We start from the raw sequence: 15,058 nt of genomic DNA on the forward strand, positions 1-15,058 counted from the left end.
TTCCCCCGAGCCCGAGGCGCGACGGAGGGGCGGGGCCGGTTCGCCGGTCTCGCCCCTCCGCCTTTTCGGCGGCGCGTGCCTACGCTGCCAGGAGGGAGGGAACACCGTGAACGCCATCGACCTACTGGAGCAGCAGCATCGAGAGGTGGAGGAGCTCTTCGAGGAGTTCGAGAGCGCCGGGGAGCGGGCGAAGAAGAAGAAGGAGCAGCTCTGCCGGGAGATCTCGGACCAGCTCGCGATGCACGCCGAGATCGAGGAGAAGCTCTTCTACCCGGAGTCGAAGCAGGAGAACACCGAGGACATCCTCCGCGAGTCCGTGGAGGAGCACCTGTCCATGAAGCGCATCCTCTCCGACCTGCTCGAGCTCGGGGCCGACGACGCGCAGTTCGACGCGAAGCTGTCGGTGCTCAAGGAGCAGGTCGAGCACCACGTCGAGGAGGAGGAGAAGGAGCTCTTCCCCAAGGTCCGCAAGGCGCTGTCGAAGGACGAGCTCGAGGACCTCGGCGAGCGGATGGAGCAGATGTTCGACCGGCTGGAGGCGGAGGGGGACGCCAGCGCCAAGATCCCCGGCCAGACGGACGCGCCGTCGCAGATCTGAGCGGGCGAGTTGCCCGCTCCCCCCGGCTCCCTTAAAACGGCTCCCGTGAACGAGACCGAGCTGCTCGCTCGGGCGCGGCCGGGTCGGAACGACCCCTGCTGGTGCGGGAGCGGGCAGAAGTACAAGAAGTGTCACCTCGACGAGGACTCCCGCGGCGCGGCGCCGGACGCGCCGGCGCGCCCGCACCGCCGCCCCCTGCGGCCGGGGGTCGTATCGCCGCGGCGGGCCGTGCCGGCCACCATCCCGCGGCCGGACTACGCGTCGAGCGGGCGTCCCAAGGCGCAGGGCCGGGACGTGAAGACGCCCGAGGAGCTCGTGCGGCTCCGGCGCGCCTGCCGGGCGGCCGCCCGCGTGCTGCGGGTCACCGGCGAGGCGGTCCGGGCGGGGGTCACGACCGACGCCCTCGACGAGCTCGCCCACGCGGAGACGCTGCGGCTCGGCGGCTACCCGAGCCCGCTCAACTACCGCGGCTACCCCAAGTCCCTCTGCACCTCGGTGAACGAGGTGATCTGCCACGGCATCCCGGACAGCCGGCCTCTCGAGGACGGCGACATCGTGAACCTCGACGTGACCGTCTACCTCGACGGCATGCACGGGGACTGCTCGGCGACGTTCCTCGTCGGCCAGGTGGACGGCGAGGGGCGCCGGCTCGTGCAGGTCGCGCGCGAGTGCCTCGCGAAGGGCATCGCGGCCGTCCGTCCGGGGCGGCCCATCTCCGACATCGGGCGCGCCATCGAGTCGCACGCGTCGCGCCACGGCTACGGCGTCGTCCGCTCCTACTGCGGGCACGGCATCGGCGAGACGTTCCACACCACGATCCAGATCCCGCACCACTACGATCCGTCGCTGCGCCGCACGATGGAGAAGGGCATGACGTTCACGGTCGAGCCCATGATCACCGAGGGGACCTGGCAGGACCTGCTCTGGGACGACGGCTGGACCGCCGTCACCGCGGACGGGAAGCGCTCGGCGCAGTTCGAGCACACGCTGGCAGTGACCGACGACGGGGCGGAGATCCTCACGCTGGAGGAGTAGCTCCGCCCCCGCCCGCAGGCGCCGAGGTGAGCCGGCGGGGCGCGCGCCCCCTCACACCCTCAGCCCGACCGCGCGCATCAGCGCGAGGGCGTTCGAGTGCGCGACGACCCCCGGCCGCAGCCGGTAGTCGAACGCGATCTCGCCGTCCTTCACCTGATCCTCGAAGTGCCCGTTCGCGAGCACGCCGTCCGAGCCGCCGAGCTCGGTGAGGGCGAGATCGTGCGTCGTGACGAGCCCGAGGGCGCCGCGGTCGAGGAGGCCCCGCACGATCGCCTCGGCGCCGATGCGGCGGTCGTGCGAGTTCGTGCCGTGGAGGATCTCGTCGAGGAGGAAGAGGAGGGGGAACGGGCCCGCCGCGAGGTCGGCGAGCTCCTTGAGCCGCGTGATCTCGGCGTAGAAGCGGGACTTGCCGGCCTGGAGCGAGTCCTGGATCCGCAGCGTGGCGCCGGCCTGGACCGGCGTGAGGCGCATGCGGGCGGCGCGGACGGGCGCGCCGGCGAGGGCGAGCACGACGTTCACGCCGGCGGTGCGGAGGTAGGTGCTCTTCCCGGACATGTTCGAGCCGGAGACGAGGAGCACGCGCGGACCCTCGCCGCCGAGACGGAGATCGTTCGGCACCGCGCCGGGCAGCAGCGGGTGCCTGAGCCCCTCGGCCTCGAGGATCGGCCCGCGACCCGGACCTCCGTCCAGGAGCTCCGGCCAGGCGTCGCCGGGATGCTCGTAGGCATACCCCGCGAGCGAGGAGAGCGCCTCGAGCTCCGCCACCGCCTCGAGCCAGCGCCGGATGCCGCGGCCGGACGCCGCGCGCCAGCGCTCGACCGCGGCGGCGTGCAAGGGCCCCCACGCGAGCGCGAACGCGAGGGGGGCGAAGAACTGGTTCCGGCCCCACTCCATCCGCGCGACCACGCGGACGAGGGCGGCGATCCGGACGGAGGCGGGCGCCCCGGCGCCGCGCAGCGACGCCTGGAGCGCCCCGAGGCGCGCGTCGCCGTCGAGCGGCTCAGCCTCGAGCCGCTCGAGCAGCAGCGCCAGCACGCGCAGCTCCGCCGCGGGGTGCTCGACCCCGCCGAGGACGTGGGCCATCCGGCCGCGCAGGACGCGCGAGAACGCCCACTCCCCGAGGAGGACGAGGAGCAGCGGCGCCGGGCCGAGCCCCACTCCCCAGGCGACCGCCGCCGCGACGGCCAGCGCGGCGAGCGCCAGCGCCGCCGGCCGCACGAAGGCCGGGAGGAGGGGCGCGGCCTCGCCCCACGCGGCGAGCCCGGCGGCGTCCACGCCGGCGCGGACGTCCTCGCCGAGGACCGCGAGGTCCTCGCGCAGATCGAGGCGCGGAGCGAGCGAGGCGATCGCGCGCTGGCGGGCTCGGCCCTCCGCCGCCGGCGCGGGGTGGAGGAGCCAGGCCGCGAGGCGCTCCTCGCCCGGGCGCGTGCGGGCGGCGCAGAGGAGCTCGAACAGCGAGCCCCGGCCGAACAGGTCGAGGTCGAGCGCGTACGGGTGGGCGGGATCGGCGAACCGCTCGCCGCCGGCGCCGGCGCCGGCGAACGTTCCGTCCATGCGCGCCAGCGCCGCCGTGTGGAACGCGACGGCGCGCCGGGCGCGAGCGCGCGCGGAGAGGACGCGATCGTGGACGACGGCGAGCGCCACGAACGCGGCGAGCGGCCCGAGGAGCCAGCCGGCCGAGAGCCGGTGCTGGCCCCACGCGAGCCACGCGAGCGCGGCGCCGGCGGCGAAGATCGCGAGGCGGCCCCACGCGATGCGGGCGTCGGCGCGGTCGAGCCGCGCGACCGCCGCGCGGCGCGCCTCGAGGCGGCGGGTGATCTCCTCTCGGGGACCGTTCACGGCGCGGGAGGGTAGCGCGGAAGCGGCGCGGCCGCACCGGTTCGCAGGCGCGACGGTTCGGAGGCGTGGACCCGCCGGGGCGCCGAGGCGCGCTCCCGGACGCCCGAGCGCGCAGCCTCCGCTGGGGCTAAGCGAAAGGGGTCCGCCGCGTTGCCTGGCTCTCCGCGCGTGGAAAGGTTCAGAGCCGGCGCGGGACGCGGACCGTCCGTCCGGCGCGCCAGGGAGGACGGGTGAGGGAAAGCGTGGGGGGCGCAGGAGGGGCGGATCGCGCGGGGACGCTGGCCGCGCGGCTCGCTGACGTCCGCCGCCGCACCGTCGCGCTCGCGGCTCCGCTCTCGCCGGAGGACGCCGCCGTTCAATCGATGCCGGACGCGAGCCCGGCGAAGTGGCACCTCGCGCACACGTCCTGGTTCTTCGAGGCGTTCGTGCTCCCCCGGGTGGAGCGGGCCTTCCGCCCGTTTCACGATGCGTACGCGTACCTCTTCAACTCCTACTACGAGGCGGTCGGGCCGCGGCAGCCCAGGCCGCAGCGGGGCCTGCTCTCTCGCCCCTCGCTGGCGGAGGTGCTCCGCTACCGCGCGAACGTGGACGAGCGGATGTCGGCGGCGCTCGCCGCGCGCCCCGGGGACGAGGTCCTCGCCACGGTGGAGCTGGGGATCGCCCACGAGGAGCAGCACCAGGAGCTGCTCCTCACCGACGTGAAGCACGCCTTCTTCTCGAACCCGCTCCGCCCCGCCTACGCCCCGGACGCCCTCCCGGGGAGACCGGCGCCCGCCTCCGCCCCGCCGCTCGCCTACGTCCCGCGCGACGGCGGGATCGTCGAGGTCGGCGCGCGCGGGAGCGAGTTCGCGTTCGACAACGAGCGGCCCCGCCACCGCGCCCTCCTGGAGCCGCACGCCCTCGCGACGCGGCCCACCACGAACGGCGAGTGGCTCGCCTTCGTGGAGGACGGGGGCTACCGGCGGCCCGAGCTGTGGCTCTCCGACGGGTTCGCCGCGGCGCGCGCAGGTGACTGGAAGGCGCCGCTCTACTGGGAGCGCGGGGAGAGCGGATGGGCGATCTTCACGCTCGCGGGCCCGCGCCCGCTCGATCCCGCGGAGCCCGTCGCGCACGTCTCGTACTACGAGGCGGACGCCTACGCGCGGTGGGCGGGCGCGCGGCTGCCGACCGAGGTCGAGTGGGAGGCGGCGGCGGCCGGAGCGAGCGCCACCGCCGAAGGGACGCTCGCGGACGCGGGACGGTTCCACCCCGCGCCGGCCGCCGCCGGTCCGGGGTTCCGCCAGCTCCTCGGCGACGTGTGGGAGTGGACCTCGTCCGCCTACGCGCCATACCCGGGCTTCCGCCCGCTGGCGGGGCCGCTCGGCGAGTACAACGGGAAGTTCATGGTCAGCCAGCTCACCCTGCGCGGCGGCTCGTGCGCCACGCCGCGGGGGCACGTGCGCCCGACGTACCGGAACTTCTTCCCTCCGGGGGCGCGCTGGCAGTTCACGGGCGTACGACTGGCGAGGGACGGGGCGTGATCGGACTCGAGGGTGCGAGCATCGGGGTGGGGGAGCGGACGAGCGAGTCCGCCCGGTTCCGCGAGGACGTGGTGCGCGGCCTGTCGCTGCCGCGAAAGGCGCTGCCGCCGAAGTGGCTCTACGACCGCCGCGGCTCGGCGCTGTTCGAGCTCATCTGCGAGCAGCCGGAGTACTACCCGACGCGGACGGAGCTCGGGATCCTGGAGGGGTACGCCGGTGAGATCGCCGAGGCGATCGGCCCCGGCGCGCTCGTCTTCGAGCCCGGCGCCGGCAGCGGCCGGAAGACCGCGCTCCTGCTCGCGGCGCTGGAGCGGCCCGCCGGCTACGTGCCGGTCGACATCTCCGGGGACGCGCTCCTCGAAGGCGCCGAGTCCCTGCGCCGGCAGTTCCCGCGCCTCCCGGTCCTGCCGCTCGTGGGCGACTTCACCGCGCCCATGGCGCTGCCCCTCGGGGAGCTCCCCGCGCGCCGGCGCGTGGCGTTCTTCCCGGGCTCGACCATCGGCAACTTCGATCCGCCCGAGGCCGTGGCGCTGCTCCGGCGGATGGCGCGCGACGCCGGGCCGGGCGGCGCGCTCGTCATCGGCGTCGATCTCGCCAAGGACGAGCGGACCCTCGTCCGCGCCTACGACGACGCCCGCGGCGTCACCGCCGCGTTCGACCTGAACCTGCTCGCGCGCATGAACCGCGAGCTCGGCGGGGACTTCCGGCTCTCTTCGTTCCGCCACCGCGCGATCTTCGACCCGGACTACTCGCGCGTGGAGATGCACCTCGAGAGCCTGGAGCCGCAGATCGTCACCGTGGCGGGCGAGCCCTTCGCGTTCCGCGCCGGCGAGACCATCCACACCGAGAGCGCGTACAAGTGGGAGCCGCGCGCCTTCGACGCGCTCGCGCTCATCGCCGGCTGGCGCCCGGAGCGGACCTGGACGGACGAGCGGGCCTGGTTCGCGGTGAAGCTCTACACCGCCGTACGCTGAACGGCCGATCATGATTCGCGAACGGGCGAGCGACGCGCGCGCGCCGGGGCCCTGACGGTCCATGGGCGCGCGGCGGACCGCGGCCGAGCTGGAGGCGCGCGCCGCCCGCGCGGCGCCGGGCAGCACGGCGCGGCCGCCGGTCTCGGAGCCGCTCGCGATGCTGCAGCGGCGGGGCCTCGACCCGCGCCCGTCGCGGCACGACCTGCCGTTCCCGCCCGGGCACGATCCCGCCGCCGTCGCGGCCCTCGTCGAGCGCCTCCGGCACTACGCCTTCCGGCTGTTCCTGCGCGGCGCGATCCTGCGTGGCGCGGGGTTCACGCCCGGGCAGGCGACGCGCTACGTCGCCGCCGAGAAGGCGCGCGAGCTGGCCGACGCGCTGGTCGCCATGGGGCTCGCCGCGCCGCTCCCCCGCGGCCGCTACCGGCTCGTGCACCGGCCGCGCACCTTCGGCGGCACGCTCGAGTGGTGGCTCGGCGAGGAGCTGCGCGCGCGGCTCGCGCTCGAGGTGGCGACGGGCGTCCGCTCCGGCGCGCCCGGCGTCGGCGGCGACCTCGACGTCGTCGCGGCCGGCGAGGGGAAGCTCATCTACCTGGAGGTGAAGTCGTCCCCGCCCAAGCACGTCACCCAGCCGGAGGTCGGCGCGTTCCTGCGCCGCGTCTCGGCGGTCCGGCCCGACGTCGCGCTCTTCGTCGTCGACACGGCGCTCCGCCTCGGGGACAAGATCGTCCCGATGTTCGAGCTCGCCCTCGCGCGCGGCGGCGGCGCGGGGCCGGTCCGCCGCCTGTTCCGAGAGACGTGGTCGGTCGGGCCGCACGTCTACGTGGTGAACGCGCGGGAGGACCTCGTGGACAACGTGTGCCGCGCGATCGCGGAGGGGATCCGGGCGCTGGCGCCGCCGGCGCCGTAGGGGAGGGGGACTCGACCGCGAGTGCGACCGGTCCCCCCACGCGTCGTCCGTTCTCCATTCGTCACGTCTTCCGCGCGGTCTGGCAGCGTCGCGCGAGCGCCCGCCCCGGCGGACCGGAGCGGGCGCGGGCGTCTCCCATGGGGGCGGAGCGTCAGGAGACCGGCTGCGGCTCGGCGAACAGGGCATGCCCGCCCGCCTCCCCGACGGCGGCTGGCCGCGCGGCCGGGGTCACGGGCAGCTTCGGGCGGAGCTCCTCGACCGTCACGCCGAGGCCGATGCCGCCCTGCTCGAGCCAGGCGTGCTTGCCCTCGAGCACCTCGCGGCCCATCGCGTAGCTCCTCGCGTCGTCGTTGCTCCAGAGCGCGCCGAAGAGGGCACGCACCTTCCGGCGCGTGCCGAGGCAGAAGTGATCGGCGAGCCTCGCGGCGTCCGCCGCCTCGGAGAGGCCGGCGTTCTTCATCGCCTGCGCGCGCGTCACGCTCGCCGCCATCGCGAAGAGCTCGTTCGCGATGTCCACGAGGCGGAACAGGAACGCCTGCTTCCGCTCCGCGGCGGCCTGGAAGACCACCATCGAGTGGAAGATCTCTCGCGCGAGCTTGCGGCTCGAGCGCTCGACGAAGCGGAGGTGGCTCGCGTTCCTGCCGAACTCGCGGTAGCGCGGGGCGAAGAGACCCCGCGCCCACAGGCCGAGGTACCAGGGCACGTAGAACGCCCCGAGCCTCGGGAGCTGGGCGAGCTTGCTCGAGACCGGCACCTTCGGGTCGATGAGGGCGCCGGCGATCTCGAGGTGCTTGTCCACCGCCTCGCGCGCCATGAAGAGGTGCATCACCTCCGACGAGCCCTCGAAGATGAGGTTGATGCGCAGGTCGCGCATCGCGCGCTCCACGTCGACGCCCGCCTCGCCGCGCGCGGCGAGGGAGCTCGCCTTCTCGTACCCGCGGCCGCCGCGGATCTGCATCGTCTCGTCCACGAGGTGCCAGGCCTCGACGGTGTTCCACTCCTTCGCCGCGGCGGCCTCGAGGCGGATGTCGTAGCCCTTCCGGTCGGCGAGCGACTGGGCGAGATCCGAGACCGCCTCCATGGCGAAGACGGTGGACGCCATGCCGGCGAGCTTGTGCGCGATCGCCTCGTGCTTGCCGATCTCCTGGCCCCACTGGACGCGGGCCTGGGACCACTTGCGCGAGAGCTCGAGGAACCGCTTCCCGCCGCCGACCACCGCGGCCGGGAGCGACAGCCGGCCGGTGTTGAGCGTCGTGAGCGCGATCTTGAGGCCGCGGCCCTCCTTGCCGATGAGGTTCTCGACCGGGACCTTCACGTCCGTGAAGCGGATGGCGGCGTTGGCGAGCGCGCGGAGGCCCATGAACCTGCAGCGGTGCGTGACCTCCACGCCCTCCGAGTCCGCCTCCACCACGAACGCGCTGATGGCGCTCGTGCGCGGGTTCTTCGCCATGACCACGAGGAGCTCGGCGATGGTGCCGTTCGTGCACCAGAGCTTGGAGCCGTTGATGACGTAGTGCCTGCCGTCGGGGCTGAGCTCGTAGCTCGTGGAGAGGCGGGCCGGATCCGAGCCGACCTGCACCTCGGTGAGCGCGAACGCGCTCACCGCGCCCTTCGCGATGCGCGGCAGGTACTTCTTCTTCAGCTCGGGAGAGCCGAAGAGCTTGAGCGGCTGCGGGACGCCGATCGACTGGTGCGCCGAGAGCAGGGCGGTGACGTTCGCGTCGTAGCCGCCGACGAGCTGCATGGCCTTGCCGTACTCGACCTGGGTGAGCCCCAGGCCGCCGTACTCGACCGGCACCTTCATCCCGAACGCGCCGAGCTTGCGGAGCCCGTCGAGGACCTCCGGCGGATACTCGCCGGTCTCGTCGATGCGGACGGGATCCACCTTCTCGCGCAGGAACCGCTCGAGCTCCGCGTAGAAGCGCTGGAACTCGGGACGCTCCGCCCGATCGAGCGGATAGGGGTGGATGAGATCCAGCCGAAGCTTCCCGAGGAACAGCTCGCGGAGGAACCCGGCACCCTGCCACTCGGCCTCCCGTGCCGCCTCGGCCACCTCGCGGGAGCGCTGCATCTCGTCATTGCGCTGCGTCACGGCCATGGCGCTACCTCCCCTGATTCCCTAATCAAATTAACGCAACGCGCCTTGCCAACTGACACGACCCCTCGGGGCGCGGGTCGGCGGAGGCTCGCCCGAGGGGGCGGGGGACAGCCCCTGGCGTCCGGGCGCCATGCGATCGACCCTATCGCTGGCCAGACGATGCCGAAGCCGCCCTCCCGCGAATCGCCCGCCTTCCTCGCGCTGCTCGCCCTCGCCCTCCTGGCCGTGCTCGGCGCGGACGCCGTGGGCCCCCTCGGCTCCGCCGAGTGGGCGCTGTACGCAGTGCCGGTCGCCCTGACGCTGCTCGCGCGAACCGCGTGGGCGCCGCTCGCCACCGCCACCGCGGCCACCGCCCTGGTCGCGGTCGGCTACCACCTGTCGCCCGCGGCGCCGGTGGGCCTCCCCGCCTGGCTGCCCGTCACGAACAGGGTGATCGGCCTCGTGATGGTCTGGGTGGTCGCGCTCATCGTCCGGGCCACGGTGCGCGCGCGGGCGGAGGTCGCGCGGGAGCAGTGGTTGCGGGAGGGGACGGCCGTGGTCCGGCGCGCGCTGCAGGGCGACAAGGCCGTCGAGGCGGTCGCGGCCGACGCGCTCCGCGCGATCGCGAACCACCTCGGCGCCGAGATCGGCGTGCTGCACGTGGCGGGCGACGACGGCCGCTATCACCGGCGCGCGGCCCTCGCGGGAGCGCCGGGCGGCGCGCCCGCCCCGTTCGCGGAGGGGGAGGGGCTCCCGGGAGAGGTCGCGGTGGCCGGGCGCGTGCGGGTCGTGAACGACGTCCCGCCGGGCTACCTGCGCGTCACCTCCGGCGCGGGCGCGGCCGACCCGCGCGCCCTCGTGCTCGCGCCGTCGAGGGTGGACGACGAGGTGAACGGCGTCGTCGAGCTCGGCGCGTTCCGACCGTTCGACGACCTCGACGTCGAGGTGCTCGACCGCATCGCGCTGCCGCTGGGGATCTCGCTCCGCTCCGCCCGGGACCGGGCGCGGCTCGAGGAGCTGCTCGCGGAGACGCAGCGGCAGGCGGAGCGGCTCGAGGTGCAGCAGGAGGAGCTGCGCGTCGCGAACGAGGAGCTGCAGTCGCAGGCCGACGCGCTGCGCGAGTCCCAGGCTCGGCTCGAGGAACAGCAGGCGGAGCTCGAGCAGGTGAACGTCCAGCTCGAGGAGCAGGCCACGGTCCTCGAGGATCAGCGGGCGCAGCTCGCCGGGCGCGGCGCGGAGCTCGAGGAGCGCGCGCGCGAGCTCGAGCGCGCGAGCCGGTTCAAGTCGGAGTTCCTCGCCAACATGTCGCACGAGCTCCGCACCCCGCTCAACAGCGCGCTCATCCTCGCGAAGCTCCTCGGCGAGAACGCGACCGGGAACCTCACGGAGGAGCAGGTGAGGTACGCGCGCACGATCCACCAGGCGGGCAGCGACCTGCTCGCGCTCATCAACGACATCCTCGACCTCTCCAAGATCGAGGCGGGCCGGCTGGAGGTCCACCCGGAGGCGCTGCCGATCGCGCGGCTCGTGGAGCAGCTCGCGCTCACGTTCGCGCCGATCGCGGCGGAGCGCGGCCTGGCGTTCGAGCGGATCATCGAGCCGGGGGCGCCCGCGGAGCTCACGACCGATCCCCAGCGCCTGCTCCAGATCCTGCAGAACCTCCTCTCGAACGCGTTCAAGTTCACGGAGCGCGGCGGGGTCATCCTGCGAGTCTCGTCCGCGCCGGACGACCGCGTCGCGCTGTCGGTCCGGGACACCGGCATCGGCATCCCCGAGGAGAAGCAGCGCCTCGTGTTCGAGGCGTTCCGGCAGGCCGACGGCACGATCAACCGGCGCTACGGGGGCACGGGGCTCGGGCTCTCCATCGCGCGCGAGCTCGTGGCGCTCCTCGGAGGGGAGCTCTCGATCGAGAGCGCGCCGGGGAAGGGGAGCGTCTTCACGGTCACGCTGCCGAGAGCCATCGGCCCTCGCGCGCGCGAGGGCGTCCCGCACGTTCCCGCGCCGGCTCCGCCTGCGCCGCCCGCCGAGCCCGCGCCGGCCGCGAGCCGGCCGCCGCCGGCCCTGCGCGCGACCGCGCCCGCCGCCCTCGCGAAGGCGCCGCCCGACGCCTCCCCGGAGGCGGCGCCTGCGAAGCTCACCGGCGCGCGCCGTGTGCTGGTGATCGAGGACGACCCGGCCTTCGCCGAGGTGCTCTGCGGGCTCGCGCGGGAGCGCAGCTTCGCCTGCGAGCTCGCCACGACGGCGGCCGCGGGGCTCGAGCGGGCGTTCGCGGAGCCCCCCGAGGCGATCGTGCTCGACGTGGGGCTGCCGGACCTCTCCGGGCTCGCCGTGCTCGATCAGCTGAAGCGCGACCCGCGCACCCGCCACGTCCCGGTCCACGTGATGTCGGTCGAGGACTACACCCACGCCGCGCTGGAGATGGGCGCGGTCGGGTACGTCCTGAAGCCGGTGAAGCGCGAGGAGCTCCTCGGGGCGTTCGAGACCCTCGAGCAGCGTCTCCGCGCCGGGGTGCGGCGCATCCTCCTGGTGGAGGACGACCCCGTCCAGCAGGAGAGCCTGTCCCGGCTGCTCTCGGGGCGCGACGTCGAGACCGTCGGCGCCTCGACCGTGGTGGACGCGCTCTCGAAGCTCGGGAGCCAGACCTTCGACTGCGTGGTGATGGACCTCGCGCTCCCGGACGGCTCGGGCTTCGACCTCCTCGAGCGGATGGCCGCGAGCGAGCGGACGCCGTTCCCGCCCGTCATCGTCTACACCGGCCGCTCGCTCGAGCCGGACGAGGAGCAGCGGCTGCGGCGCTACTCGCGGTCCATCATCGTGAAGGGGGCGCGCTCACCCGAGCGGCTCCTCGACGAGGTCACGCTGTTCCTCCACCAGGTCGAGTCCGAGCTCCCGCCGGAGCGGCGCCGCATGCTCCAGGTGGCGCGCAGCCGCGAGGCCGCCTTCGAGGGCCGCCGGGTGCTGGTGGTGGAGGACGACGTCCGCAACGTGTTCGCGCTCGCGGCGCTCCTCGAGGCGCGCGGCGCGACGGTGGACATCGCGCGGAACGGGCGCGAGGCGCTGGAGGTGCTCGCGCGCACTCCCCGCACGGACCTCGTGCTGATGGACATCATGATGCCGGAGATGGACGGATACGAGGCGATGCGGCGCATCCGCGCCGATCCGCGGCTCGCGAAGCTGCCCATCATCGCGCTCACCGCCCGCGCGATGGCGGACGATCGCCAGCGCTGCCTCGACGCCGGGGCGAACGACTACGTCTCGAAGCCCATCGACCTCGAGAAGCTCCTCTCGCTCATGCGGGTCTGGATGCCGCGCTAGGAGACCTTTGGCCTCGCAAGACGTCGATCTGGAGATCCAGCTCCTCCTCGAGGCGATCTTCGAGAAGTACCAGTACGACTTCCGCCGCTACGGCCGGGCCTCGATGAAGCGCCGCCTCGTGCGCGCCGCCCACCGCCTCGGCTGCCGGACGCTGTCCGCCCTGCAGGAGCGCGTGCTCCACGAGCCCACCGTTTTCCCGCAGCTCCTCGAGGACCTCACGATCCAGGTGAGCGATCTCTTCCGCGACCCCTCGTACTTCCGGGCGGTGCGGGAGCGGGTGGTGCCGGTCCTCGCCACGTATCCGTCGGTGAAGCTCTGGATCGCGGGCTGCGCGACCGGGGAGGAGGTCTACTCGTACGCGATCCTGTTGCGGGAGGAGGGGCTCCTCGAGCGGACGATCATCTACGCCACGGACATCCACCCGCCGGCGCTCGCGCAGGCGGAGGCGGGCGTGTTCGCGCTCGAGCGCATGCCCGCGTTCAGCGAGAACTACCAGCGCGCGGGCGGGAAGGGCTCGCTGTCCGATCACTACGTGACCGGCTACGGCGGCGCCGCGTTCGACCGCTCGCTCCGCGCGCGCGTCGTGTTCGCCGACCACAGCCTCGCGACCGACGAGGTCTTCGCCGAGGTGCAGATGGTCTCGTGCCGGAACGTGCTCATCTACTTCGACCGCGGGCTGCAGGACCGGGCGCTGCGCCTCTTCGCCGACGCGCTCTGCCCCATGGGGTTCCTCGGCCTCGGCGCGCGCGAGACCGTCCGCTTCTCCGCCCAGGCCGGGCGCTTCACCGACTTCGATCGGGGAGAGCGGATCTACCGGAGGGCGTGAACGTGGCCGAGCCGCGCATCGTGGTCATCGGCGGATCCGCCGGGGCGATCGAGACGCTCCTCGAGATCCTCCCCGCGCTGCCGCCGGGTTACCCGCTGCCCGTGGTCGTCGTCGTCCACCTGCCCGCGGGGCAGCCGAGCCTCCTGGCGGAGGTCCTCGGCACCCGGAGCGCGCTCCCGGTCGTCGAGGCGGAGGACAAGGCGCGCGCGTGCCCGGGTACGGTGTACCTCGCGCCGCCCGACTATCATCTGCTCCTCGAGGGGGACGGTACGCTCGCGCTGTCCGTCGACGCTCCCGTGCATCACTCCCGGCCGGCCATCGATCCGCTCCTCGAGTCGGCGGCCGACGCCTTCGCGGACGGCGTCGTCGCGGTGGTGCTCTCCGGCGCGAGCAGCGACGGCGCCGCGGGCCTCGCCGCCGTGCGTCGCGCCGGCGGGCTGGCGATCGTCCAGGACCCGGCGACGGCGTCGTCGCCGCTCATGCCCGAGGCGGCCCTCCGCGCCGCGGACCCAGAGCTCGTGCTCTCGCCCGCGGAGCTCCGCGTCCACCTCGCCGCCCTGGGACGGACGGGGGTGAGGCGGTGAGCGGCCCGGAGAAGATCCTCCTCGTCGACGATCGAGAGGAGAACCTCGTCGCGCTCCAGGCGCTGCTCGCGAGGGACGGGCTCGAGATCCACTGCGCCCGCTCCGGCGAGGACGCGCTCGAGCTCGTCCTGCGCCACGAGTACGCGCTCGCGGTGCTCGACGTGCACATGCCCGAGATGGACGGCTTCGAGCTCGCCGAGCTGATGCGCGGCACGCGGCACGCGCGCGGGGTGCCGGTCATCTTCGTGACCGCGGCGGCCCGGGAGCCGGGGCGCGTGTTCCAGGGGTACGAGGCCGGGGCGGTGGACTTCCTGCACAAGCCGCTCGATCCGCACGTCGTCCGCTCCAAGGTGGACGTCTTCCTGCAGCTCGCGCGGCAGCGGCGCGAGCTCGCCGCCCGGCTCGAGGAGCGAGACGGGCTCGTGGCGCAGCTCCGCGAGCAGCTGCGCATGAACGAGACCTTCGCCGGGATCCTCGCGCACGACCTGCGGAACCCGCTCTCCTCCATCCTCACCTCGGCCGAGCTCATCCAGCGCCGCGCCGAGAGCGAGCCCACCGTGAGGACCGCCCAGCGGATCCTGTTCTCCGGGCGCCGGATGGCGCGGATGATCGAGGAGCTGCTCGACTTCACCCGCCTGCGCGTCAGCGGCGGGATCCGCCTGGAGCGGCGAGCCGCGCGGCTCGGGGAGATCGCCCGGCGCATCGTGGGCGAGCTCGAGGGCGAGCACCCGGAGCGGACGGTCGTCGAGGTGCGCGGCGACGACTCCGGCGAGTGGGACGTCGACCGGCTCGGGCGCGTGGTGTCGAACCTCGTCGCGAACGCGCTGCAGCACGGCGAGGATCGGCCGGTGCGGGTCGAGGTGGACGGCGGGGACCCGCGCACGGTGGAGCTGCGCGTCCGCAACGCCGGCGCGATCCCGCGCGAGCTGCTCCCGTCGATCTTCGACCCGTTCCGCTCCGGCGCGCGCCGCGGCAGGCGCGGCGGGCTCGGGCTGGGGCTCTTCATCGTGCGGAGCCTCGTGGAGGCGCACGGGGGCGACGTGGGTGTGGTCTCCTCTCCCGGCACCGGGACGACCTTCGCCGTCCGCCTGCCGCGCCTCGAGCCCGCGCAGTCGCGCGAGGCGCGCGTGGAGACGGGGCCGCGCAGGGAGCCGGACGAGGCCGACGGGCTGGCCGCGCCGGCCGCCCCGAAGGACGGGGCGGGCATCTAAACGGCCGATCATGATTCGAGGACCAGGCGAGCGACGCGAGCCCGCCGGGGCGACGCCGCGGAAGCGGCGAAGCCGCTCGCGGCGGCGCCCGGGACCCGGCGGGCAGGGGTGGGGCCCCGACGAGCTTCGCTCGGCGGGGCGGGGGCGCAGCCCCCGTTCGAACATGGCTGAA

The 15,058-nt window shown here is 74.3% G+C and carries 11 protein-coding genes; 9 read left to right on the top strand and 2 right to left on the bottom strand.

What is annotated here, in order from left to right; all coding sequences use genetic code 11:
* Positions 1-106: 106 nt before the first annotated feature.
* Together MLV88_RS08540 and map are read left to right on the top strand one after the other, a co-directional pair.
* On the top strand, positions 107-598 hold the full coding sequence (locus MLV88_RS08540) for a hemerythrin domain-containing protein (protein ID WP_242339296.1): 492 nt from the start codon (positions 107-109) through the stop codon (positions 596-598).
* A 45-nt stretch (positions 599-643) separates the two neighbouring features.
* Positions 644-1,633 carry a type I methionyl aminopeptidase gene (gene map, locus MLV88_RS08545; RefSeq protein ID WP_242339298.1) on the top strand — a complete coding sequence of 330 codons (990 nt, stop codon included), beginning with the start codon at positions 644-646 and terminating at the stop codon, positions 1,631-1,633.
* A 51-nt stretch (positions 1,634-1,684) separates the two neighbouring features.
* Here the strand turns inward: map and MLV88_RS24550 are convergent, their stop codons facing one another.
* Positions 1,685-3,472, bottom strand: coding sequence for a MutS-related protein (locus MLV88_RS24550; RefSeq protein WP_242339300.1), 1,788 nt, complete (start codon positions 3,470-3,472; stop codon positions 1,685-1,687).
* Positions 3,473-3,714: 242 nt separating this feature from the next.
* Between MLV88_RS24550 and egtB the strand changes: the two genes are divergently transcribed.
* The 3 genes from egtB to MLV88_RS08565 all read left to right on the top strand — a co-directional run bounded on the left by egtB (position 3,715) and on the right by MLV88_RS08565 (position 6,873).
* On the top strand, positions 3,715-4,992 hold the full coding sequence (gene egtB / locus MLV88_RS08555) for an ergothioneine biosynthesis protein EgtB (RefSeq protein ID WP_242339303.1): 1,278 nt from the start codon (positions 3,715-3,717) through the stop codon (positions 4,990-4,992).
* A complete protein-coding gene (gene egtD, locus MLV88_RS08560; RefSeq protein WP_242339305.1) occupies positions 4,989-5,966 on the top strand; it encodes an L-histidine N(alpha)-methyltransferase in 978 nt (325 codons plus the stop codon). Before egtB ends, egtD begins: the two co-directional genes overlap by 4 nt.
* A gap of 61 nt (positions 5,967-6,027) precedes the next feature.
* Positions 6,028-6,873 carry a hypothetical protein gene (locus tag MLV88_RS08565; protein ID WP_242339307.1) on the top strand — a complete coding sequence of 282 codons (846 nt, stop codon included), beginning with the start codon at positions 6,028-6,030 and terminating at the stop codon, positions 6,871-6,873.
* A gap of 151 nt (positions 6,874-7,024) precedes the next feature.
* Here the strand turns inward: MLV88_RS08565 and MLV88_RS08570 are convergent, their stop codons facing one another.
* Positions 7,025-8,971, bottom strand: a complete 1,947-nt coding sequence (locus MLV88_RS08570) for an acyl-CoA dehydrogenase family protein (RefSeq protein WP_242339309.1) — start codon at positions 8,969-8,971, stop codon at positions 7,025-7,027.
* A 159-nt stretch (positions 8,972-9,130) separates the two neighbouring features.
* Between MLV88_RS08570 and MLV88_RS08575 the strand changes: the two genes are divergently transcribed.
* The 4 genes from MLV88_RS08575 to MLV88_RS24555 are packed head-to-tail and all read left to right on the top strand — an operon-like array spanning position 9,131 to position 14,886.
* A complete protein-coding gene (locus MLV88_RS08575) occupies positions 9,131-12,265 on the top strand; it encodes a response regulator (protein WP_242353176.1) in 3,135 nt (1,044 codons plus the stop codon).
* A gap of 7 nt (positions 12,266-12,272) precedes the next feature.
* Positions 12,273-13,091: a CheR family methyltransferase gene (locus MLV88_RS08580; protein WP_242337303.1), complete on the top strand. Its 819-nt coding sequence runs from the start codon at positions 12,273-12,275 to the stop codon at positions 13,089-13,091.
* Positions 13,092-13,093: 2 nt separating this feature from the next.
* Entirely contained in the window at positions 13,094-13,675 is a 582-nt protein-coding gene (locus tag MLV88_RS08585; RefSeq protein WP_242337305.1) for a chemotaxis protein CheB, read from the top strand.
* Entirely contained in the window at positions 13,672-14,886 is a 1,215-nt protein-coding gene (locus tag MLV88_RS24555; protein WP_242337307.1) for a hybrid sensor histidine kinase/response regulator, read from the top strand. The genes MLV88_RS08585 and MLV88_RS24555 overlap by 4 nt, the downstream gene beginning before the upstream one ends.
* The last annotated feature ends 172 nt before the right edge of the window (positions 14,887-15,058 follow it).

This window comes from Anaeromyxobacter soli, assembly GCF_022808855.1.
Classification (GTDB): domain Bacteria; phylum Myxococcota; class Myxococcia; order Myxococcales; family Anaeromyxobacteraceae; genus Anaeromyxobacter; species Anaeromyxobacter soli.

Excerpts from the sequence above, each read along its gene's own strand:
- MLV88_RS08565 (WP_242339307.1), top strand. The coding sequence starts at position 6,028 with ATGGGCGCGCGGCGGACCGCGGCCGAGCTGGAGGCGCGCGCCGCCCGC.
- MLV88_RS08570 (WP_242339309.1), bottom strand. The coding sequence starts at position 8,971 with ATGGCCGTGACGCAGCGCAATGACGAGATGCAGCGCTCCCGCGAGGTG.
- MLV88_RS08575 (WP_242353176.1), top strand. The coding sequence starts at position 9,131 with ATGCCGAAGCCGCCCTCCCGCGAATCGCCCGCCTTCCTCGCGCTGCTC.